The organism is Paraglaciecola sp. T6c (assembly GCF_000014225.1).
GTDB classification, from domain to species: Bacteria; Pseudomonadota; Gammaproteobacteria; order Enterobacterales; family Alteromonadaceae; genus Paraglaciecola; species Paraglaciecola atlantica_A.
The window spans coordinates 4,071,425-4,092,216 of the sequence record NC_008228.1 but is presented as its reverse complement, the minus strand read 5'-3'; the positions used below and the strand labels follow the sequence as shown (position 1 = coordinate 4,092,216).

Sequence of the window (20,792 nt, the reverse complement as noted above, 5' to 3'; positions counted from 1 at the left end):
AGTTCAAGAACTTAATTTTATGACAGGGTAAATGATGATTGGCAAGATTTTAGGTACCATTTTTGGTTTTATGTTTGGGCGGATCCCCGGTGCCATATTGGGTTTTATTGTTGGGCATATGTTCGACAAAGGCTATAGCCAAGACTTCAATCAAATGGGCGGCTTCAGTGGTTTTTTTACCAGCCAAGATGACTTTAAAAAGCAGGCAATCTTTTTTCATGCCCTGTTTTCAGTCATGGGACACATTGCCAAAGCAGACGGTAAAGTCAGCGATGTAGAGATCAAAATGGCCAGCGCCTTGATGGATCAAATGGGGCTGGAGGGAGATACCCGTAAAGAAGCTCAGCAGGCCTTTCGCGAAGGTAAAGAAGCAGACTTCGCCCTAAAAGACATCATTGTTGAATTGAAAGAGTCTTGCCATGGGCGCAGAGACATACTGCAAGTCTTTTTAGAGATTTTGATCCAAGCAGCCTACGTTGACGGTAAGCTCGATAAAGCAGAACAAAAAGTCCTTGAAACTGCAGCTTTGCATCTTGGGTTCAAACAAAACGAGCTATTGTATTTACTCTCTGTTTACGAAGCGGAAATACGTTTTCGTCAGCGTGGTGGTCAGCGAGATGGGCGATCGTCACACAGAGCACATCAGGGCAGCCAGTCGACTTATTCTACTCAGCAATCGTTGAATGATGCTTATCAAATATTGGGCGTGAGTGAGTCGGATGATGATAAAGCAGTTAAAAAAGCCTATCGCAAGCTTATGAGCGAAAACCACCCTGACAAACTGGTTTCCAAAGGCTTGCCGAAGCAGGCCTTAGAACTAGCAAAGAACAAGGCGCAAGATATACAAGCGGCGTATGAAATGATCAAAGAAAAGCGCGGCATGCGCTGATCGCTATAACCTTAAATCTCAACCTTTTGCTCTGAGCCACGATTCTTTTCGATGTTACGGTAGTTGCATTTATTGCAGCTACCGCTGACAAACCTGCCGTTTTCTGTGCACTATCATTGATAGCACTGGTAGGTGTGTATCAAATCACCGTATAAATGTAACAAATGTAAAAGTGCTAGGCTTTTACATGAAACTTAATGAGAATGCTTCTTATTTGAAATTACAATAATCAATAGGGAGCTTTTCTTGAAAAAACGAGTATTCATAGGTGCAATATGCTCATTAGCCAGCGTGGGTGCACTAACCAGCACATTGGCATATGCAGATACTGATACAACAGAAACCGAAAGTACATCGGCCGTAGAGAAAATATCAGTTGTAGGGGCCGCCACCAATCTCAGCATTACCGCCGAAGATATAGAGCAATATCAAGCGAGTGATCTGGCGGATATCTTCCGTTATTCACCTTCTGTCAGTGTGGGTGGCTCAGTGGGCGTAGCGCAAAAGATTTATATTCGCGGCTTAGAAGATGCGTTTTTGAATGTTACGGTCGATGGGGCGCAGCAAACCTCTACCTTGTTTCACCATATTGGTCGGGTGACGATTGACCCAGACCTTTTACAACAAATTGATGTGCAGGCGGGGGCAGGGGAGGCCACCAGTGGTCCTGGTGCTATTGGAGGCTCAATTCGCTTTAAAACCAAAGATGCGCAAGACATGTTAAAGCCAGAAGAGCAATTTGGAGGCCGCGTTAAGGCAAACTACTTTTCAAATGACGGTACTCGCTACAGTGGCAGTCTTTACGGCAAATTAAGCGATTCTTGGGGGGTATTGGGTTATTACAGCACCATTGACCGAGACAACATGGAAGATGGTAACGGCAATGAGATATACGGTACCGCCGCAGATCAAGACATGGCGTTTTTGAAAGTTAGTGGTGATATCGCAGAAAATCAATTCTTGTCGTTAAGCGTTGAACAACGTGATGAAGAAGGCGAGTTTTCAGCGCGGCCTAATTGGGCTGTGCAAGAAGGTGATGCCCTTTATTCAAGTGAAGCTCAGCGTGACACCTACGTGGCTAACTACCGTTTTGCACACAGTGCGTTGGTTCACATCGAAGCAACCGCATACCAAACAGACTCTTCTTTTCGCGGTGGCCGCTTTGATTGGTTAGCAGAAATTGACACCTATGGTTTCGATCTGCGCAATACCAGTGAAACTGGGCAGCATAAATTTGTTTACGGTCTTGATTATCGTCACGATGAAGTGACCAGTGGATCTGCCCAAGGCGCGACTGAAAACGCCGAAGAAGGGAGTGTGCTTGGGATCTACGCTCAAGGTTACACTGATCTCACCCCAGAGTTATTGCTAAGTTACGGTGTTCGTTACGACGACTATGATTTTGAGCAAAACATCTTGATTGATGAATACTATGGTGAACCCGTCACCGACGTTGCATCGACATTGGATGACTCTGAAGTCAGTTTTAATGTGGGGCTCGCCTATGACTTAACCCAAGAGTGGACTGTCGGGTTAGGCTACGCTCAAGCCGCTAGAGGCAAGCAGATAGGTGATGGCTTTACCATCGACGGCTATCTCTATGATGGCTCAGATATACCGGTTGTTGCCAATGACCTAGTACCTGAAACCGTAGAAAATATCGAAGCGTCTGTTGAATACAATACTCATAATCTGAACGCTAAGCTTAGTGTTTATCGCTCTTCTTTGGATGACGTTATTTTTGAAGGATATGAAGGTAATGCTGTGTTTAACAATATCGGCACACTCGATACAAGTGGTGTTGAGTTTGATGTGGCATATCGTGTAAACGGAATCGATTTATTCCTTGGATTCTCCAGTGCAGATACTGAATTAAAGCCAAGAGACGACTTATACAGCGTCAGCTACTCATCAATTGATATTAACGGCTATGAATTTGTCGGCTTAGGAAACAGCCGAGGAAATACTTGGGTGGCGGGAGCGGACTACGACATCAACCCAGATATTAGCATTGGTGTGAGTGTAGCTAAAGTGGACTCTATTGATATTGACACCCTGCATCAAGCTGTAGATTTAGGTTGGACAGATGCCTTATATCGCTTAAATAAACCCAGTTACACTACAGTGGATATTTACGGAAAATGGCATATCACCAATAACTTGATGGTTAATTTAGCGGTCAGCAACTTATTCGATAAGTTATATATCGACCACTCAAGTGTGGGGGACTATAGCGAGGTATTTGCTACGGTTATTGGCCCATATGAAGCAGGTCGTGACGTTCGCTTGTCTGTCTCTTACGATTTTTAATCACCTAGTATTATCAATTTATGAGCAGTAATGTAATCAAGAGGTGGGTCTTTTGGGCCCATCTAGTGACGGGGCTGGTGGCAGGTCTGTTTGTCTTTTGTATGTCGTTTACTGGTGTGTTATTGACCTACGAGCGGCAAATTATTGAATTCAGCGAAATGCAATATGCCGTCGAGCCTGACACATTAGCTAGGCGTATCAGCACCGATGAGGTTGTTGATATCTTGCACCAACTCCATCCCAATGAGCATCATATATTTATCCGCTGGGTGAACAAAGAGGGTGCCGCTATACCTGCCTGGTCCGGTAAGAGCAGTTATTTACTGCACCCTTATACGGGAGAGGTGTTGCGAGACGGTGAGGGCGTGACGGCTGAGTTTTTCCACCAAGTGACCAACTTGCATCGCTATTTACTGCTTGCGGGAGATTCTCGCGCTATCGGCAAAAGCATTACGGCTTACGCGAACCTAGTCTTTTTATTTTTACTGCTCAGCGGTCTGTATTTATGGCTACCGAAACGTTTTAATCGCACCGCTTTAAAACATGCATTTAGGTTACCAAAGCGTTATTCAAATACTCAGCATCGCTATCGACAATGGCACTTGGTTTTTGGAATTTGGTGCTTGCCCGCACTGTTTGTTATTGCGCTAACAGCCACCCTTTTTCATTTCACGTGGGCAAATGAAGCGCTATATGGTGTGTTTGGGGAAAGTGTACCGCAACGAGAAACTCACCAAGCACCCACAAGTTTAGCGGCGGATGTTGTGCCTTACGAGACTTTGTTTCAATTTGCTATTGGCCACGCAAATGACAATGACTACGCTGATTGGCATTCCATGTGGTTGGAAATAGGAGAGGAGGAAAATGAGGCCCGCTTCTATATCGACAAAAGCATTGGTCACAGACAAGAGCTGGCGTATTCATTGTATTTTGATACTTCCAGCGGCGATATCAGTAAGGTATTGCGAAAATCAGATTGGTCCCGCGGAGGTCAAGCGTGGGGCACAGCTCGATTTTTACACACAGGGGAATACTTCGGCGTAATAGGCCAGACTATTGCTGGCTTGGTGTCTTTAATGGCTTGCATTTTGGTGTACACAGGTATTTTACTGGCGTGGCGACGATTGATAACAGCGCCTCGACAAAGAAATACACCTACATAGATCAAGGTGACTCGTCAAAAGAGCTTGAGCAAGGAAGCTCAACGCTGATTTCTAAGCCCAGTGGCGAGCCCTGTTCGTTACCGTCGTTTTTATTGTAATAGTTTGAGGCTTTTATGCTACCGCCTACTGCTGCAATCTGTCTGTGGGCTAACGCCAGTCCTAGGCCGAATCCACTAGGGTTGACAGTTCTATCTGGTGGAGTATCTACCGATCTTGCTTTATCGACCCGGAAAAATGGCTTAAATATATCTGACAACATGCTTTGGGGGACACCTGGGCCTTGATCTCTAACGATCAAGAGGTAGCCGTCGTCACGCTGGCTCAAGGAGACCTTTACCTCGCTGTCTTTTGGCGTGTAACGCAAAGCATTGCGTATGATGTTTTCGATAGCTTGGCCTAAGGCTGTTTGGCTACTGTGGGACATTTTGCTTTGCGCGGGTAAGTCTGTTGTTAACAGGCGATCCGGATACTCAAAGCGAGCATCTTCACAAATCACTTCTAATAACTCGACTAAGTCAAAATCATCCGTGTCGAGTCGTGGCGATTCATTATTCAGCCAAGCTAATGTGAGCGTGTCCTCTACCAAATTGCGCATGGTAGCTGCTTCGTATCTTAAGCGTTCTAAGGCTTGTTTGGGGTTTATATTTTGCTCTACAAAATCCACCGCCATGTCGATTCGGGTCAAAGGAGTGCGTAATTCATGGGATAAGTCAGCGAGCAACTGCCTTTGATTGTAAATAAGCTTACTTATGCGCTGTGCCATATGATCGAATGTGGCAGCAAGGCGTGTTAACTCGTCGTCTCGATGGGATAAATAAGGTGAGACTCTTACATCGAGCTCTCCGCTACTGAACGCCTTAGTGGCATTTTCTAATTTTCGTAGCGGTGACATTACATGTTGATAAAGTACAAAGCTTAAAAGGCTGAGTAATAGTAAGGGTAGAGCAATTTGTAAAATGACTTTTGCGTAAATCAGAAATGCCCCAGGGCGCATGCGTTGTGGGAGTCGAATCAAAAAGTGGCTTGAGGCATCTGAAAAGGGGATCTCCATGGTGGGGTTGTCTTCAAAGTACAGGTGAATTTTCCACTCAACGCTTCGCCCCATTTGGAACCGATCAAGGTACTGGCTTTCTATGGTTGAACCAGCAAAAGGGGTGATATTTGTTCGCACCACAGCAGCCCAGGTATGCTCTTTTTGCTGCAACGCGCGTAGCCAACTTGCTAAGGCCGCTTCACCGTCGCGGCGTAAAATTTCTTCTGCCTCTTTACCATATTCAAGTAGCTGTTGTTGATGCTCAGGCGCGATGAAACTCATGCTGGTTTCAGTGTGGTTTGTTAACCAACTCAATGCCCAAAAAAGTAACACTGTGCCCAACGCAATAAATGCGCAAAGACGCCAGAAAAGGGTGTTTTTCATGTAAATCGATAACCCTTACCGTGCATCGTCAGCAAGCGTTCCGGCGACATGCCCACCTCGACCAACTTTTTACGCACTCGGCTCAAGTGCATATCTAAACTTCTGTCATAACGACTAAAGGGCCTATCTAGCACACTGTGATAGAGAAATGCCTTGCTCATGATTTCATTTCTGTTTTCGATTAACACCCACAGTAATCGGAATTGGATTGGCGTCAGTTCAACGTCACAATCTGCAAAAAAAACCTGCTGTTTTATCCGATTAAGACGAAGTTTATCAATTTTCAATTCTGTCGTTTTCGTGATTGGCTCTACGCTGTGTTGACTGCGGCGCAGCAATGCTTCAATGCGCAGCATCATTTCGGTGAAATTAAACGGCTTGGGTAGGTAATCATCTGCGCCTTTTCGATAGCCTTCGATTCTCTCTTGTTCGGCACCACAGGCCGTGATCATCATAACCGGCGTCTGCTTGCTGCGACGTATTTGATTCAACACATTAAAGCCATTGAGAGAGGGGAGCAAAACGTCGAGCAAAATGAGATCGAAGCTTTCCTGTAATGCACAGAGTAATCCCTTCTGCCCGTCTAAGCATTGGTGGGTATTGAAGCCTTTTTCTTCGAGTAATCTTGCGACTTGACCACTTAAGGTGGCGTCGTCTTCGATAATCAAAATACGCTGAGAGGACATGGCAGTACAGGGTAATGGTTCAGTGCTTAGATGTTATTGATAATGATTCCTGTTTTCAAGTGTAATTCGTTGGCTATTTTTTAGCTTAGAGGGAAGTTTAGCTCTCAGTTGCTGTAAAACAGTCACATCTCGAAGACCGATGAAGCATAGTGTGGCGTTGTTTTTGAAGTTTCTTTTAAGCATTAAGTTAAGTAATTCAGTGGTTTGACCCGTCACAATATCGTCATATTTTTGCACTCAAATTGTAACGAGAAACGGTCACATTGTTGCGGTCTTTATAATCCTAAGAGAATACACACACATGAAAACAACCGCTAAAACACACTTAGCACTTTGCATTGCTATGGCCATAGGTAGCCAATCTTTTATTAGCTCAGCAATTGCTCAAGAAACACCAGACGATGCTGCGATTGAAGAAATCACGGTTGTGGGTAAAAGCGTTTCTTACGCAAACAACCAAACGTCTGATGAGATGGCAAAGCAGCAAAGCTCGTTGACCAGTGCCCTTGCGGTGATTGATAACCTACCGGGCGTGTTGATCAACGAAGGGGATACCTTTGGCTCAGATGATTGGTCTACCACTGTGTCTATTCGCGGTTTTCAATTAAGCCTAGATGAGCAGCAAATCGGTATCACCATTGATGGTATTGCTAACGGTAACTCAAACTATGGCGGCGGTGCTAAGGCTAACCGTTACATCGACACCGAAAACTTGGGCCGAGTTGAGGTATCTCAAGGGACCGGTGATATTGCATCGCGTTCTAACGAGGCCTTAGGCGGTACGCTTAACTTCACCACCATTGACCCTGGCATGGAAGAGTCCATGGTGGTGAGTATTTCTGCTGGTAGTTTTGATGCGCAGAAGTACTTCGTGCGCTACGAAACAGGCGAAATAGCACCTGATACCTACGCATGGTTCAGTGCGTCTAGCAGCGAAAACACTGATTGGGTAACCCAAACCGCTGAGAATAAACGTGACCATTTAGCGGCTAAGTTTATGACGGTAGTGAGCGACGTTGATATCAAAGGGTATTTCTCGTGGGATGATGTGCACGAAGATAACTACCAGCGCGTCAGTCTAGCCCAGTTTGAACAAAACCCTGAGTCAGATGGCTTGTCGGGTGAGTGGGTGGGCATTCCTTATGTGGATCAGGTTTTTCGTCAGGCTTGGTCAAGCTTACGTGAAAACATGTTTGCCTATTTAAGTGCTGATTATAAAGCGGATAACGTTGAGATATCGGGCAATGTTTATTACCACGACAACGAAGGCCGTGGTGATTGGGCTCCTCAGTACATTGTTGATGTAAAAGAGGACGGTGATGGCGTGGCGCATTCAGAGCTTTCATCGGGGAATACCGTTTACGGTGGTAGTGCGATCCGCGAGCTTTTGTTTGTTAACGCCAGCGGATTAGCCGTTAGCCCCATTGCCGGTTGTGAAAGCACGATCACCGCGCCGTATGGCGGTGCAGGCCCAGAATATGACCCAGGTTGTTATGCACAAGGTGCAATCCCCGTTGGTTCATACCGCCACACTCATTACGAGAAAGAGCGTTTCGGTTTTGACGCAGATTTTGCGTGGTACACACAAATAAATGATATGGATAACACCTTACGTGGTGGTATTTGGTACGAAGATTACAACCGTAAAGAATCACGTGATTGGCACAAAATTCTAGATTCTCGCTCAAGCTTTGAATTCGACCACACGCCTTATTGGGTGCAGTACGAACGTGAGTTCCCAGTAGAAACTTTAATGGTTTACGCAGAAGACGAGCTAGACATGGGCTGGGCCAGTATTCGCTTAGGCATGAAACGTTTCTTCGTTGATTTAGAGCGCCAAGATAACTTTGACGCTGCTAACAAAGCAGAGCTCAATTCTGACTCAGACACGCTATTCTCTGGTGGTATTGTGGCGCAAACGCCAATTGATGGCTTAGAAGTCTTCGCCGGTTACGCTGAGAATTTTGCCGCGATTAAAGACACAGTGCTTGAGCGCGACGCTTCAACGTTGACCCAAGTTGAACCTGAAACCGCTGAAAATGTGGATGTGGGTTTACGTTACGTATCACAAAATATCAATGCGAGCTTAACCTACTACAGCATCAAGTTTGATAACCGCTTAACCTTTATCGCCCCTGATTCGCCAGATGGTATTGATTACCTAATCGGTACTAACGGTAGCTACGTTAACGTGGGCGGCATCGAGTCTTCAGGTTTTGAAGCGTCATTATCATTCAATGTGACCGATGAATTGTCAGTGTATAGCTCATATACCTTCAACGATTCAGAGTACACAGATGGTTCAATCGACTTCCCTGAAGGTAACACCGTATTTGGTTCACCTGAGAATATGGCAGTTGTGTCACTTGATTGGACACGGGGAAACTACTTCATAGGTTCGTCAACCAAATGGGTAGATGACCGTTTCATCGATGCTGCTAATACCCAAGTGGCAGAGGCGTATTTAGTCACTGATTTTTATGCCGGAGTCAGCCTTGATGCACCTATTCAAGGTATTGATTCAATCGACTTACGCTTCACCGTAAATAATATGTTTGACGAAAGTTACTTGGGGGGTATTGCAGGTCAATCAGCTTGGATTGGCGCACCGCGCACCGCTGCATTTAACGCACAAGCACGTTTCTAAGTGTACAGCTAGGTTGTACTCGTGCAATCAATAGAAATGGCGAGCTTCGGCTCGCCTTTTTCGTATATTAAGACGAGTCGCGAAACGAGTGTCGAAACAAATATCGAAACGAGCAAGCAATAAAAAATAACGAGCAAACAGAGTCTCAGCATCGCTTTAAGGAACGTTTATGTCATTCAATCAACCTGTTAAATCCATCATGAAAATAGTCATTTTATGTCAGGTCTTGTTTATCTTAACGCTCAGCGCACCTGTTCGGGCTGCGGATAATCTCCTTATCATCAGTATCGACGGTTTACGCTGGCAAGAGGTCTTTCGCGGCTATGACGCTAATCTGTTAGCCCAGCCTGAATTTGAAAAGCACAAAAAATCTATCCGCCACGATCTAGGTGCAAAAACAGCAAACGAGAGGCGTCACAAATTAATGCCGTTTTTGTGGAATATTATGGCAAAGCAAGGAGTAGTGATAGGTAATAGAGATAAGCAATCGGCTATGAAGGTCGGCAACACTTGGTGGTTTTCGTATCCTGGTTACAACGAAATACTGACCGGCAAGGCAGACGAGCGGATTGATTCAAACAACCCCTTAGCAAACCCAAATATGACTATTTTAGAGTGGCTTAATCAGCAAGAAAGCCATCAAAACAATGTGGCTGCATTTGGCAGTTGGGATGTGTTTCCTGCCATTATCAATCAAGAGCGCAGCAAACTGCCGATAAATGCCGGGTTTATGTCAGCCGACTGGAGCGGGCTAAGCGCCAAAGCGAAATGGTTGAATGAGCTGCAAAAAGACATTCCCAGCCCATGGCATAACGTGCGCCTTGATGCATTCACCGTGGGTTTTGCCCAAGAGTATATTCAAGCCAAACAGCCAAGCGTGATTTATGTGGCACTCGGTGAGACAGATGACTTCGCCCACGACGGAGATTACCCAGCATACTTGCGCTCGGCACACCAAAGCGATGTGTTTATTGAACGCTTATGGGGTATGTTGCAAACCATACCTAAATACCAAGGTAACACTAATTTACTGGTAACCGTTGATCACGGTCGTGGGGATAGCATCGAAACGTGGCAACACCACGCAAGTCCAAAAGCAACTCAGGGGTATTTGAGCGGTCTAGCCAAGCATAAAGAAGGCATAGCAGGTTCGAACCAAGTGTGGATGGCTGCTTTAGGGCCTGATATCCAGCCAACGGGAGAGGTGATCAACAGTGAAACCTACGGGCTAAATCAAATCGCTGCGACGGCGTTAATATTGTTAGACCAAAACCCTGATGAATATGCAAAAATCAATGGCGAGCCAATAGGTGAAGCCTTGCCTATTTTGAAACCCAAACAAGCTCACAATGAAACTATTAAAAATTGATTATAAATATATGAAAAGCCGAATTCAGATGATACCTCTCATGTCACTTATTGCGACGCTTGCCCTAGTTAGCCTAAGTGCGTTAGCTGAGCAAAAAACGTCACCACAAATGAACCCCAGTCGCCAGAGCTTTAAAGTGGTCGTTGGCTCGTGCTTGCATCAAGACAAAGTCCAGCCAATTTGGCAGCCTATGCTACAAGAGCATGCCGACCTATTTATGCTCCTCGGTGACAATATTTACGGTGATACTGAAGACATGGCTGAACTAGAAGCAAAGTATAAAAAACAATGGTCAACGCCTGGCATGCAAAAAATGCTAGCGAGCACGCCAACCATTGGTATATGGGATGATCATGATTTTGGTGAAAATGATGCAGGCAAAGCATATCCACAAAAAGAGGCTTCTCGGCAGATTATGCTCGACTATTTTAATGAGCCAAAAGATAGTATTAGGCGCCGCCGAGATGACGGTATTTATACCAGTTACTTTTATGGTGACACTCCCCATCGGGTGCAAGTCATCATGCCAGATTTACGCTGGAATCGAGACGATTTAAAACACGTGACTCGCGTAGAATATATGCTGAAGAAGAAACCGAACAACCAGGGGCCTTATGTGCCGCATACTGATCCTAGCCACAAAATGCTGGGTGATAAGCAGTGGGCATGGTTAGAGGAGGAATTACAAAAACCAGCTGATGTGCGCATTTTAGCTTCAAGTTTGCAGCTTTTACCCGAATTTAGTGGCTGGGAGTCTTGGGCTAACTTTCCCCAAGAGCGCCAGCGCTTACTCAGCATGTTAGATTCTTTGGAGATTAACAATTTAGTGATTGTCAGTGGCGATACGCATTGGAGCGAACTGAGCCAAGTTAGGCGAAAAAGTGGCACATCGTTATGGGAGATGACCTCGTCAGGCTTAACAGAAGAGTGGAAACAAGTTAGCCCGAATAAACACCGTGTGGGTAGCAGTTTTTCAAAAGCAAACTACGGCGTATTGGACATCCAATTTGACGAAAAGGCAGTGCGCGTCACCATGAGTGTAAAAGACGATACTGGCGAAGTGAAAATGCAGCAGGCGCTGTCACTGCATTAACCAAAGTCCATACTCCATATTGTTGGCTCGACGGCTCATTGGAATAGATGAGTCAGTGGTAATTGCAGTGTTGGTCGAGTTCGTCAGCCTAATATGTTGGCTAAATGACTAAGCTATAAACCAGTCATACATCATTCTGCCCGGGGTAAAGGTAAAGCCCCCGGCAATCAAAATTGCCCCCACATAAAGCAGGATCATACTGCGTTTATGCTTCGCAATATTCCCTTTTCGTACAGCGAAATAGGCACTCGGTACGGCGTATAGTACTAGCAGACTAAACAGGTGTACGTATCCAAAGTGGCCAATCAGTACGGGGCCCACCACAGCGGCCATAAAAAGCGTGATAATGGCAGTAATGAGCATCAAGCTCATATATATTTTACCCAACAGGCGATGGGTTGGTGTGCCCTTGCGATTGGCCAATAAATAGGTGCCAATCAAAAAAGCCGGTACTACAGTGGCGAGGTGAAAGTAGGCAAGTTGTACATATGTCATGTTGTTCCTGTTCCTTGGACAATGGGTATGCTTTCTAGGGGACTCAAATTCGAAGCAGAATCATAATGACATCTACTTGAAAACAAAAGCCTAAATACAAAAAAGCCCACTGTTTTGTGATTGAAAACAATGGGCTAGTGCACAAAAAACTGACGTTAAACTGCGTCGAACGCCTGCTTTAAGTCAGCTTGTATATCATCAATGTGCTCAATACCTATGCACAATCGCAGCATTTCTGGGCTCACGCCAGCGCTTTTTAGCTCATCTTCATTTAGCTGGCGATGGGTGGTTGAGGCAGGGTGACAAGCCAGTGTTTTCGTGTCGCCGATGTTCACCAAACGCTTAATCAATTTAAGGGCATCGTAAAACTTAACGCCTGCTTCAAAACCGCCTTTAATACCAAATGTCATTAACGATGAAGGACGACCGTTAAAATACTTTTTGGCCATCGGATAATACTTATCGCCCTCAAGGCCTGCATAACTCACCCATTCTACTTTCGGGTGGGCTTTTAAGTACTCGGCTACGGCTATGGCGTTGTCGCAGTGACGCTCCATCCGCAGGGGCAGTGTTTCCATGCCTTGCATTAACATAAAAGCGTTCATCGGAGAGAGAGCGGCGCCTGTATTGCGAAGGGGCACAGTACGTGCTCGCGCTACAAACGCCGCGGCACCAAACTCCCGGGTATATACTACGCCGTGATAAGCAGGCTCAGGCTCGTTGAGCATAGGGAAGCGCTCTTTGTGCTCAGCCCATGGAAATTTACCTGAATCAACAATGATACCGCCCAACGAATTGCCGTGGCCACCCATGTATTTCGTCAACGAATGCAACACAATATCTGCACCGTATTCAATCGGGTTTAAAAGTGCCGGTGTGGCCACAGTGTTATCCACCATCAAGGGAACGCCGTGCTCATGTGCCATATTGGCAATAGGTTCGATATCGACGATATTGCCCGCTGGGTTACCTATGGTTTCGCAAAATACCGCTTTGGTTTTTTCGTCCATTAATTTCGCTAAATCTTCGGCTTTATCAGTTTCAGCAAAGCGTACTTCAATGCCTTGTTTGGGCAGTAAATGAGCGAAGAGGGTATATGTACCGCCATAAAGCTGCGGGGTGGCTACTATGTTATCGCCCGCTTCCGCTATGGTTAAAATAGCGTAGTTAATGGCTGCACTGCCTGCTGAAACGACCAAGGCTGCAACGCCTCCTTCGAGCGCAGCAACACGTTTTTCAAGCACGTCCCATGTGGGGTTCATAATGCGCGTATAGATATTGCCAGGCACGGCCAAATCGAATAAGTCTGCGCCGTGTTGGGCATCATCAAACTCATAGGCAACGGTTTGATAAATGGGTACCGCACAGGCTTTTGTTGTGGGATCGGTTTCGTACCCTTCGTGGATACAGATAGTTTCCTTTTTCATGCTCAATCTCCTCTTCTAAAGTCGCTTGCTAAATTACGTTATCAATTCATTCACATTACCAAATGTTTCTCCAAAAATGACACCTTTATCAGAATTTTCTGCGCTAAATTAGAACCGCGATAGTGATTGTTGTTCCTAACGTCATCGAATGATGTAAAACTGGGTTATTGTTAGGGATAAGAAGTACCCCACGCGTCTATCCCTGAAGTCCTAACTCAAGAGCAACGCTGAATAACAAGCGTCAACACGAGGTGAAATTTGAAGTTTATTATTAGTTTAATCCTGTTTCTTAGTGTGAGCTGCACTCAAGCGCAGGCTTATACGCATGAGTTTACCGAGGCTGAGCTGCAAGAGATGGTGAGTTCTATCATGCCGATGACCAGAACGAAGTTTTTCGTCACTATGACCTTATCAGAGCCGCGCCTGAACTTGCTAGATGAGACCAATGAAATTGGCCTTGGGGCGAATATTAAAGCCAGTGCCTTAGGCACGTATAGTGGCTCAGGCAGCTCATATATTACCGGTAGCCTAGCGTATAATCAGGAGCAAGGCGCACTGTATTTTACTAACGCCAAATTGGTGGAGCTAAACCTGAACAAAGTGTCAGACAAGCAGCAAAACGACATCAGAAAATTACTGCAATCTGTGGTCGGTACCATATTAGCGTCGCGACCTATTTACGTGTTGGATGATGGCGACTTGAAGCAAAAATTAGCCAAAGCGACGTTAGAGTCACTCGAGGTGAAAGACAAAAAGCTGATCATCACCCTAAGTGCGTTTTAATGCACGGTGAGTGCTTTCTACCGCACGGTGAGCGCTTTCTACCGCACGGTGAGCGCTTTCTACCGCACGGTGAGGCCTCTTACTGCAAAGCGGCAGCGCTGTCATCATTCGAACACATGCATAGTCGGTTAGCTTGTGCGCATAACTTTGGCTGTAAAGCGTACATCGAATGTTAAAATCTACTGGAGAATCACGAATGTCATTCGCATTTTTACCTTTTTATAGCTTATCTAAGCAAAGCTTGTGCTCCGTTAGTGTGCTCGCTTTTGCCTTGGGATTGTGTGCTCCTGTTTCTGCACAAACTCCCCCAAGCGAGCGCACAGGTCTACAACCAGAATCGACTAAGTCCCAATGGGGAATAGGGGGCGGCGCCTTTAGCCAACAGTTAGGCATAAAAGACATCGACAGAAACACCAATGTTATCCCATTTATCAGCTATGAAAATCGCTATATCCGTTGGTTTGGACCGAACCTCGACGTTAAGCTACCTAGCCTGCAAGTAAATAATGATGCGCAACGCATCGCTTTTACCTTATCAGCTGGGTATGACTTTAGCGGATATGATGATGACGATATTGAAGATACGCCAGTCCTGCAGGGCATGGATGAACGTGATGGTGGTTTTGTGATTGGCGCCAGAGCCCAGTGGCAAACCCCAGTTGTTAATGTTAGCGCTAAATGGACGAGTGACGTTTCAGGCGACCGAGATGGTAGTACCTTTAGCTTGGGGCTCGATAAAAGATGGATGCTCGGCCAGCAAGTCATGTTATCACCGAGAATTGTTGCCACCTGGCTAGATGAAAGCTACGTGGATTACCAATACGGCGTGCGTGCCAATGAAGCGACCTCAGAGCGACAAGCGTATAGTGGCGATTCAACGATAAACATTGAACTAGGCCTACGCACAGCATACTTGTTTAGCAGACAGAGTTCGATTTTCATTGATGCCAGTATTATCAGTCTAGGTGATGAAATTAAAGACAGCCCGTTAGTGGACAGTTCCACTGAAAACAGGCTGATGTTCGCTTATTTATATAAGTTCTGAGTAATCAGGTTTGAGCATTTGAATACCGCGAACGCTTAGCTTATTTGATTGTGTAATCGTTCATGATGCAGTAAAGGCTAGCGTTATTTTGAGCGAACCACTTTAGCTTGCTAAGTATTGCTCAGTATTGCCATTGGGCTTTACTGAGCGAGTTGTCAGCCTTAAAAAGTAACTGGGCGCGTGTTTTCGCCAGTGAGGCAAAGCCGGGCATCCGAGAACCTAGCATCTGGGGATTAATAGCCTTTGGCTAAGCGTCGAGATGAAATTTCGACGATGTTTCTCACCTAGTTTTTAGAAAGCATCTATTTGTTGCCCGTAGCAATACACTCATAATTATCACGAAAGTATGTGACTTATCACTATTGGTTAACATTGGCCGTCACGCCCTTTTGTTTGAAAAACAACCTGTCTAGACTGACTTGGTTCATTACTAAACAGGCGACTAACTTCAATGAAAGCAATACTCATAATCCCTATTTCCGCGTTAGTACTGTCTGGTTGTGCTTCAGCAGTTAAGCGCCATGAATTGGCTGCAGAGCATTTAAATAAAGCAGTAGATTGCGAGGAAGCGCACGGGCATATCGCCTCACTTGAATCCCATAAAACAACCGCTAGTGAAAAACTAGTTAATGGGGTGGCGTCTGTGCTGCCAACCTCCATTTTATTAAACGTGATTCTGGGGGAGTTCACTAGCCGAGCGGCCATTGCGACCGGTGCGTTTGATTCAAAAGTCGATACTAAAATTAGTGACATAGAGCGTGACTGTATGCTCAGTGATAAAGGAACAAAAGTGATGTTGGTAAAACAATAATAGGGATTAGCCTGAAAATAATAGGTGCTCAGAGGCATTGATGCTCTTGAACCGATACTTATGAGTTTAAGTCACTCAAGTGTTATGTCTTATCCACAATTGTCTTTATATACTGGTTTTGTTGTTTGGTTTTACAGTAGGATAAAGCGAACAATAAAAATAAAAGGCAGACAGCATGAAAAAATCACTTAGTTGGGCAAATTCTTTAGATTGGTTTTTGGCGCTGTTGGCTTTATTGGCGGGCTTAGCGGTACTGCAAACATTCGTGATTGGTAAGCATTACATCATCCCTAGTGTATTATTGGTGGTCACTTTACTTCTAGGTAACTTGGCTTGGTATGGGTTAACGCAAACAAATTGGGCAAAAAGGGTGAATTTTTGGTGTGGCTTTTTGCTTACTTCACATGGCTTATTCGCTTTGTTTTGGTCTAAGAAATATCGTGAAGTATTGGGCGATCAGTTTGAGTTAGTGTGCGCCACGGTCACTTTAGTATTTCTCCTATTGACTTGGATGTATGCCAAGCGCAACAGCTTGTTTATTAAGGACTAAGCAGCGTTTATTTTACTTTGCGCTGGGGTTAATCATTTCAGCTTTTGCTATCAAAAATGCGTTAGCTTCTTCTGATAAGGCTCTGGCGGAAAGATAGTTTTTGCCACCTTTGTGGTGCAGCAACCAGCCGTTGTCGGTGGCTTCAATTTTTGTGATATCAGCCCACAATAGCGTGCTTTTAATATGTATTGATTCGCTACTGACACCTTCTTCGTTTACCGTTAATGTAAGTTGTGTATTGGCTGCCTTACTGATTAATTGCCTGCCCAGCCACCAGGCTTTTTTATAGCGCACGCTGAAAGCTTCAAGCCCTCCTAAGGCAACAATAAACCAAGCGACGAATGGATCTACCGGCGTTAGCATAAGCAGCATTAGCCCTGCTAGGCCTAATAAAACCGCTATGGTGTACGCTTTTTTTGGGGAGACCGATGGGGCTGATGCATCGTAAGTTTCTATGAAATGGCTTTTATCTAATACGTAGCTTGTTGAGTAACTAAAGGGCGCAGTCATTGGCTTTTATAAATCAATCTAAAAAAGTAGTGTATCGGGATGTGGCTTACCTTGATACTTGTTTTCATTGGCTTTCACACTGAAAGGCGAACGAATATACGTATGTGCTCTATACACGATCCAATATGCAACCCTTGAGTCTATTTACCGACGGCAGTGTGAATACCCAAATTGGGGTGGGTTATGGTGCGTATCTTCTTATCTCGCTTGCTCATTCCCCCCTAAAAGAATTACAAAAGCAGATAAAGGTTCAGCGTTTCGAGCAGACCAGTTCGACTCAGCTAGAGTTACAAACCTTATTATGGGCGCTCGGTGAAATTACTGAACTTGGTTGCACCAACGACATAGAGTTAACTGTGTATACGGATTCACAGAACATCATTTGTTTACCGCAGCGCCGGGCCAGCCTTGAAAGGAACGATTATTATTCGAGTAAAAATAAACGTTTATCTCACTACCTACTTTACCAAGCGCTTTATCGGCTCACGGACAACATTAAATGTGATTTTGTAAAAGTGGCTGGGCATCAGCCTTCTCGTGATAAAGACGAAATCGCTCAGCGCTTTGCCTTAGTCGATAAGGCCGCTAGGCGTTCACTGCGAGAAGCGTTTCGTTAGTAGTAGGTTATTCATCCTCAGGTACGTCTACGACATCTTTGATTTCGGCCAATTTCTGTTTTAGTTGGTCAATGCTCTTTTCTATCGCTTGACGTTGGTCTTTCTCGGCATGGGTAAGTTGCTCTTCTAAACTTTTTATTTTTGCTAATGTCTCAATTTTATCATTGGCTTGTTGCTGAGCTTGCTCGGCTTTATCAAATGCGATGTCTTCTGCGGTGGACTCTGTTTGTACTTGATTAAATGCGGGGGAGTGGGCAATTTTTCGCTCCACATCTGGGCCCGCATGTTGGCTAACAAAATTCGGCGACATAATTTCAATGTCATTATCGTGAAGGCAATCAAGTACGTGGCGGTGTAAGTTTGAGCGAGCCGTCAGTAGGTTTTTCACTTCTACTAACAAGCCACTAACGCGATAACTGACCGAAAAATCGCCCAATTGGGTGATATGCACGAATGGGTCTTCTAGTCCGGCTTGTTTTGCGGCTTGCAATAGTAGCTCATCAATTTTGCTGTGATGCAGATCGTAACCCAATGACAACTCAACACTTATGATGGTGCCTGAGCGGCGGATTACGCTAACCGGTTTATTGATCAGTAAGCTGTTTGGAATCGATACTAACTCTCGGTTTTGCGTTTGAATTTCACAATCAAACAAGCCCAGTTCAGTCACCCGGCCAAAATTACTGTCAAAACGAATAAAGTCTCCAGTGCGAAACGGCTGAGTGAAGCGCAATAACGCTCCTGCCATTAAATTGCTGAACAAGGTGGTAGAGGAGAAGGCGAGTAAACCAGACAGTAATAAACCGATTAAGCTTAAAATCTGTAGCTCTAAACTTTCAGATATGGGCAGCATGATCACCACGGTGACTAGGCCAACCAACATTAGCATTAACATGCCAAGCTGACGGGCAAAAATATTTTCGTCTCCAGTGTGTTTAAGTTTATTGAACAGAAAAATTTGCGCTAGCCAGGTCAGCAAACCAAAGAAAACCAAGGTCAATACAACTGGTAGCCAATCGCTGATGAAGGTGTCACTTAAAGGCATGGGGGGGTCCGAAATAATCTGAGTTATCGAAAGTTCATATCTTGTTATACCTTGATTTTACGACTGATTTCCAGTGGATTCATTTTTACAGTCCTATCAAGTTATCACCAAAGTACGCCGGCGCCCCTAATCACATTCAATAATGTCGTGGCTTTTCTTGGGTTAAATCGAAAAATAGCTAATTGACATTCGAAAAAACACATATATGATTTATCGAATATTAAAAAGCGGAGCGTTTTTATGTCTACCCCTATTTTGTCACCCTTGTCGTTTTACAAATGTTTGTCAGATGACACGCGCCTTAAAGCACTGATGTTGATCTATCTTGAAAAAGAATTGTGCGTGTGCGATCTCATTACGGCGCTAGAGTTGAGCCAGCCTAAAGTGTCACGCCATCTCGCTGATTTGCGTAAATGTCATATTCTGCTTGATGAGCGTCGAGGAAAATGGGTGTACTACTCGGTTAACCCTAAATTGCCAGAATGGGCGATGAAAGTCCTTGAATTGACCGCACACAACACAGAAGCCTATTTGAATGACAACATCACCAATTTGAACATGGCCAAGCAAAGCGAGTGTTGTTAGCTGCGAATAACGAGCGTAGTTCATAAAAAGAATCGAATCTTATTCATAACAAAGAGTTGCGGTGCTTTAAGAAATAGCTCTACTGACAATGGCATTTTGTTTGAATGATGTGTTTTACCCTAAAAGCAAAGCGAGGATCACCTTGAAAGTCTTATTTATATGTACCCACAACCGTTGCCGTAGCATTTTATCAGAAGCGATCACTAACCATGCTAGCCAAGGCAAGATTGAGGCGCAAAGCGCTGGCAGCCAACCGGTAGGTGAGGTACACCCATTATCAATTAAATACTTACAAGAAGCGGGTATCAGTACCGAAGGATTGATTAGTCAATCATGGGACGAGTTTGAAGATTTTGCTCCTGATGTGGTGATCACCGTTTGTGACAACGCAGCGGGCGAGACCTGCCCGCTTTGGTTTGGCAAAAGTGTCAAAGTACACTGGGGCTTAGCTGATCCGTCTAAATTATCCGGTAGCGAAGATGAAATAGCGCAAGCATTTCGCGCCACCATTGATGAAATTACTCAGCGCGTAAATGCCATGCTCAATGTCGATGTTGATACCCAAGACCAAGAAGCGTTACGCGAAGCATTTCAAGCGTTGGGAGCTCAGTAATGACTGATATCAACATAGTAAACTCAGATACCTTACCTGAAAACGTGCAAGCCGAGGCATTCAGTGCTCCAAATTTTGCACAATTTAACACTGAGTCGTCTGCCCACAAGCCACGTATCTTGTTGTTGTATGGCTCATTGCGTGAGCGCTCATTTAGCAGACTCGTAGTAGAAGAAAGCGCCAGAATTTTACAAGCCATGGGGGCTGAAACACGCATATTTAATCCCACCGGCTTGCCATTGCCAGATGGTGATGATGCGACCAATCCTAAGGTGGTTGAGCTGCGCGACTTAATGATGTGGTCAGAAGGGCAAGTGTGGTGCTCACCTGAGCGTCACGGCTCAATGACTGGCATTCTAAAAAGCCAAATTGATTGGGTGCCACTATCGGTAGGAGCCGTTCGCCCAACACAAGGTAAAACCTTGGCCGTTATGCAGGTCAGCGGTGGGTCTCAATCGTTTAATGCAGTGAATCAAATGCGCGTGCTAGGTCGCTGGATGCGCATGTTGACTATCCCGAACCAGTCTTCTGTGGCAAAAGCCTTTATGGAGTTTGACGATGACAACCGCATGAAGCCGTCATCCTATTACAATCGGATTGTGGACGTATTAGAAGAGCTGATGAAGTTCACCTTGTTGACGCGGGATAATAAAGATCACTTGGTTGATCGTTATTCAGAGCGAGTCGAAAATGCAGAGCAATTAAGTCAGCGCGTTAACCAACGTTCTATTTAAGGG

The 20,792-nt window shown here is 45.0% G+C and carries 20 protein-coding genes; 14 read left to right on the top strand and 6 right to left on the bottom strand.

Features of this window, described 5'->3' with window-relative positions; translation table 11 throughout:
- Positions 1-34: 34 nt before the first annotated feature.
- The 3 genes from djlA to PATL_RS17490 all read left to right on the top strand — a co-directional run bounded on the left by djlA (position 35) and on the right by PATL_RS17490 (position 4,362).
- Entirely contained in the window at positions 35-889 is an 855-nt protein-coding gene (gene djlA / locus PATL_RS17500) for a co-chaperone DjlA (RefSeq protein WP_011576150.1), read from the top strand.
- Positions 890-1,135: 246 nt separating this feature from the next.
- Positions 1,136-3,199, top strand: a complete 2,064-nt coding sequence (locus PATL_RS17495; protein WP_011576149.1) for a TonB-dependent receptor — start codon at positions 1,136-1,138, stop codon at positions 3,197-3,199.
- A 20-nt stretch (positions 3,200-3,219) separates the two neighbouring features.
- A complete protein-coding gene (locus PATL_RS17490; protein WP_011576148.1) occupies positions 3,220-4,362 on the top strand; it encodes a PepSY-associated TM helix domain-containing protein in 1,143 nt (380 codons plus the stop codon).
- A gap of 1 nt (position 4,363) precedes the next feature.
- Here the strand turns inward: PATL_RS17490 and PATL_RS17485 are convergent, their stop codons facing one another.
- Positions 4,364-5,779, bottom strand: a complete 1,416-nt coding sequence (locus PATL_RS17485) for a sensor histidine kinase (protein ID WP_011576147.1) — start codon at positions 5,777-5,779, stop codon at positions 4,364-4,366.
- A complete protein-coding gene (locus PATL_RS17480; RefSeq protein ID WP_011576146.1) occupies positions 5,776-6,465 on the bottom strand; it encodes a response regulator transcription factor in 690 nt (229 codons plus the stop codon). Before PATL_RS17480 ends, PATL_RS17485 begins: the two co-directional genes overlap by 4 nt.
- A gap of 301 nt (positions 6,466-6,766) precedes the next feature.
- On the opposite strand from PATL_RS17480, the gene PATL_RS17475 reads away from it, so the two are divergent.
- The 3 genes from PATL_RS17475 to PATL_RS17465 all read left to right on the top strand — a co-directional run bounded on the left by PATL_RS17475 (position 6,767) and on the right by PATL_RS17465 (position 11,574).
- On the top strand, positions 6,767-9,112 hold the full coding sequence (locus tag PATL_RS17475; protein ID WP_011576145.1) for a TonB-dependent receptor domain-containing protein: 2,346 nt from the start codon (positions 6,767-6,769) through the stop codon (positions 9,110-9,112).
- Between the two features lie 169 nt (positions 9,113-9,281).
- Entirely contained in the window at positions 9,282-10,481 is a 1,200-nt protein-coding gene (locus PATL_RS17470; RefSeq protein WP_011576144.1) for a hypothetical protein, read from the top strand.
- Between the two features lie 40 nt (positions 10,482-10,521).
- The gene (locus tag PATL_RS17465) at positions 10,522-11,574 is read left to right on the top strand and encodes an alkaline phosphatase D family protein (protein WP_232283246.1); all 1,053 of its coding nucleotides are present in this window, start codon (positions 10,522-10,524) and stop codon (positions 11,572-11,574) included.
- Positions 11,575-11,682: 108 nt separating this feature from the next.
- Here PATL_RS17465 and PATL_RS17460 read toward each other — a convergent pair whose 3' ends face one another.
- Positions 11,683-12,069, bottom strand: a complete 387-nt coding sequence (locus tag PATL_RS17460; RefSeq protein WP_011576142.1) for a DUF2306 domain-containing protein — start codon at positions 12,067-12,069, stop codon at positions 11,683-11,685.
- Between the two features lie 155 nt (positions 12,070-12,224).
- On the bottom strand, positions 12,225-13,496 hold the full coding sequence (locus tag PATL_RS17455) for an O-acetylhomoserine aminocarboxypropyltransferase/cysteine synthase family protein (RefSeq protein WP_011576141.1): 1,272 nt from the start codon (positions 13,494-13,496) through the stop codon (positions 12,225-12,227).
- 258 nt (positions 13,497-13,754) lie between these two features.
- Between PATL_RS17455 and PATL_RS17450 the strand changes: the two genes are divergently transcribed.
- The 4 genes from PATL_RS17450 (at position 13,755) to PATL_RS17435 (ending at position 16,685) form a co-directional block, all read left to right on the top strand.
- Positions 13,755-14,279, top strand: a complete 525-nt coding sequence (locus PATL_RS17450) for a DUF1439 domain-containing protein (protein WP_041714019.1) — start codon at positions 13,755-13,757, stop codon at positions 14,277-14,279.
- Between the two features lie 196 nt (positions 14,280-14,475).
- Complete coding sequence (locus tag PATL_RS17445) at positions 14,476-15,324, top strand: MipA/OmpV family protein (RefSeq protein ID WP_011576139.1); 849 nt, start codon at positions 14,476-14,478, stop codon at positions 15,322-15,324.
- A 451-nt stretch (positions 15,325-15,775) separates the two neighbouring features.
- Positions 15,776-16,135: a hypothetical protein gene (locus PATL_RS17440; protein WP_011576138.1), complete on the top strand. Its 360-nt coding sequence runs from the start codon at positions 15,776-15,778 to the stop codon at positions 16,133-16,135.
- Between the two features lie 175 nt (positions 16,136-16,310).
- Positions 16,311-16,685 (top strand): hypothetical protein, encoded by a 375-nt coding sequence (locus PATL_RS17435; protein WP_011576137.1) that lies wholly within the window; start codon positions 16,311-16,313, stop codon positions 16,683-16,685.
- A 12-nt stretch (positions 16,686-16,697) separates the two neighbouring features.
- Here the strand turns inward: PATL_RS17435 and PATL_RS17430 are convergent, their stop codons facing one another.
- Complete coding sequence (locus tag PATL_RS17430) at positions 16,698-17,195, bottom strand: YcxB family protein (RefSeq protein WP_011576136.1); 498 nt, start codon at positions 17,193-17,195, stop codon at positions 16,698-16,700.
- Positions 17,196-17,320: 125 nt separating this feature from the next.
- Between PATL_RS17430 and PATL_RS17425 the strand changes: the two genes are divergently transcribed.
- Positions 17,321-17,812 (top strand): ribonuclease HI, encoded by a 492-nt coding sequence (locus tag PATL_RS17425; protein ID WP_011576135.1) that lies wholly within the window; start codon positions 17,321-17,323, stop codon positions 17,810-17,812.
- Between the two features lie 7 nt (positions 17,813-17,819).
- Here PATL_RS17425 and PATL_RS17420 read toward each other — a convergent pair whose 3' ends face one another.
- On the bottom strand, positions 17,820-18,857 hold the full coding sequence (locus PATL_RS17420) for a mechanosensitive ion channel family protein (protein ID WP_011576134.1): 1,038 nt from the start codon (positions 18,855-18,857) through the stop codon (positions 17,820-17,822).
- Positions 18,858-19,097: 240 nt separating this feature from the next.
- Here PATL_RS17420 and PATL_RS17415 point away from each other — a divergent pair, with 240 nt between their 5' ends.
- From PATL_RS17415 to arsH, 3 genes are all read left to right on the top strand, one after another.
- A complete protein-coding gene (locus PATL_RS17415) occupies positions 19,098-19,442 on the top strand; it encodes a metalloregulator ArsR/SmtB family transcription factor (RefSeq protein WP_011576133.1) in 345 nt (114 codons plus the stop codon).
- Between the two features lie 142 nt (positions 19,443-19,584).
- Positions 19,585-20,055, top strand: coding sequence for an arsenate reductase ArsC (locus PATL_RS17410; protein WP_041714564.1), 471 nt, complete (start codon positions 19,585-19,587; stop codon positions 20,053-20,055).
- Entirely contained in the window at positions 20,055-20,789 is a 735-nt protein-coding gene (gene arsH / locus PATL_RS17405; RefSeq protein ID WP_011576131.1) for an arsenical resistance protein ArsH, read from the top strand. The genes PATL_RS17410 and arsH overlap by 1 nt, the downstream gene beginning before the upstream one ends.
- The last annotated feature ends 3 nt before the right edge of the window (positions 20,790-20,792 follow it).

Coding starts and splice junctions, on each gene's coding strand:
- PATL_RS17490 (WP_011576148.1), top strand. CDS start 3,220: ATGAGCAGTAATGTAATCAAGAGGTGGGTCTTTTGGGCCCATCTAGTG.
- PATL_RS17415 (WP_011576133.1), top strand. CDS start 19,098: ATGTCTACCCCTATTTTGTCACCCTTGTCGTTTTACAAATGTTTGTCA.
- djlA (WP_011576150.1), top strand. CDS start 35: ATGATTGGCAAGATTTTAGGTACCATTTTTGGTTTTATGTTTGGGCGG.
- PATL_RS17480 (WP_011576146.1), bottom strand. CDS start 6,465: ATGTCCTCTCAGCGTATTTTGATTATCGAAGACGACGCCACCTTAAGT.
- PATL_RS17470 (WP_011576144.1), top strand. CDS start 9,282: ATGTCATTCAATCAACCTGTTAAATCCATCATGAAAATAGTCATTTTA.
- PATL_RS17440 (WP_011576138.1), top strand. CDS start 15,776: ATGAAAGCAATACTCATAATCCCTATTTCCGCGTTAGTACTGTCTGGT.
- PATL_RS17430 (WP_011576136.1), bottom strand. CDS start 17,195: ATGACTGCGCCCTTTAGTTACTCAACAAGCTACGTATTAGATAAAAGC.
- PATL_RS17485 (WP_011576147.1), bottom strand. CDS start 5,779: ATGAAAAACACCCTTTTCTGGCGTCTTTGCGCATTTATTGCGTTGGGC.
- PATL_RS17420 (WP_011576134.1), bottom strand. CDS start 18,857: ATGCCTTTAAGTGACACCTTCATCAGCGATTGGCTACCAGTTGTATTG.
- PATL_RS17445 (WP_011576139.1), top strand. CDS start 14,476: ATGTCATTCGCATTTTTACCTTTTTATAGCTTATCTAAGCAAAGCTTG.
- PATL_RS17465 (WP_232283246.1), top strand. CDS start 10,522: ATGTCACTTATTGCGACGCTTGCCCTAGTTAGCCTAAGTGCGTTAGCT.
- PATL_RS17460 (WP_011576142.1), bottom strand. CDS start 12,069: ATGACATATGTACAACTTGCCTACTTTCACCTCGCCACTGTAGTACCG.
- PATL_RS17425 (WP_011576135.1), top strand. CDS start 17,321: ATGCAACCCTTGAGTCTATTTACCGACGGCAGTGTGAATACCCAAATT.
- PATL_RS17435 (WP_011576137.1), top strand. CDS start 16,311: ATGAAAAAATCACTTAGTTGGGCAAATTCTTTAGATTGGTTTTTGGCG.
- PATL_RS17475 (WP_011576145.1), top strand. CDS start 6,767: ATGAAAACAACCGCTAAAACACACTTAGCACTTTGCATTGCTATGGCC.
- arsH (WP_011576131.1), top strand. CDS start 20,055: ATGACTGATATCAACATAGTAAACTCAGATACCTTACCTGAAAACGTG.
- PATL_RS17455 (WP_011576141.1), bottom strand. CDS start 13,496: ATGAAAAAGGAAACTATCTGTATCCACGAAGGGTACGAAACCGATCCC.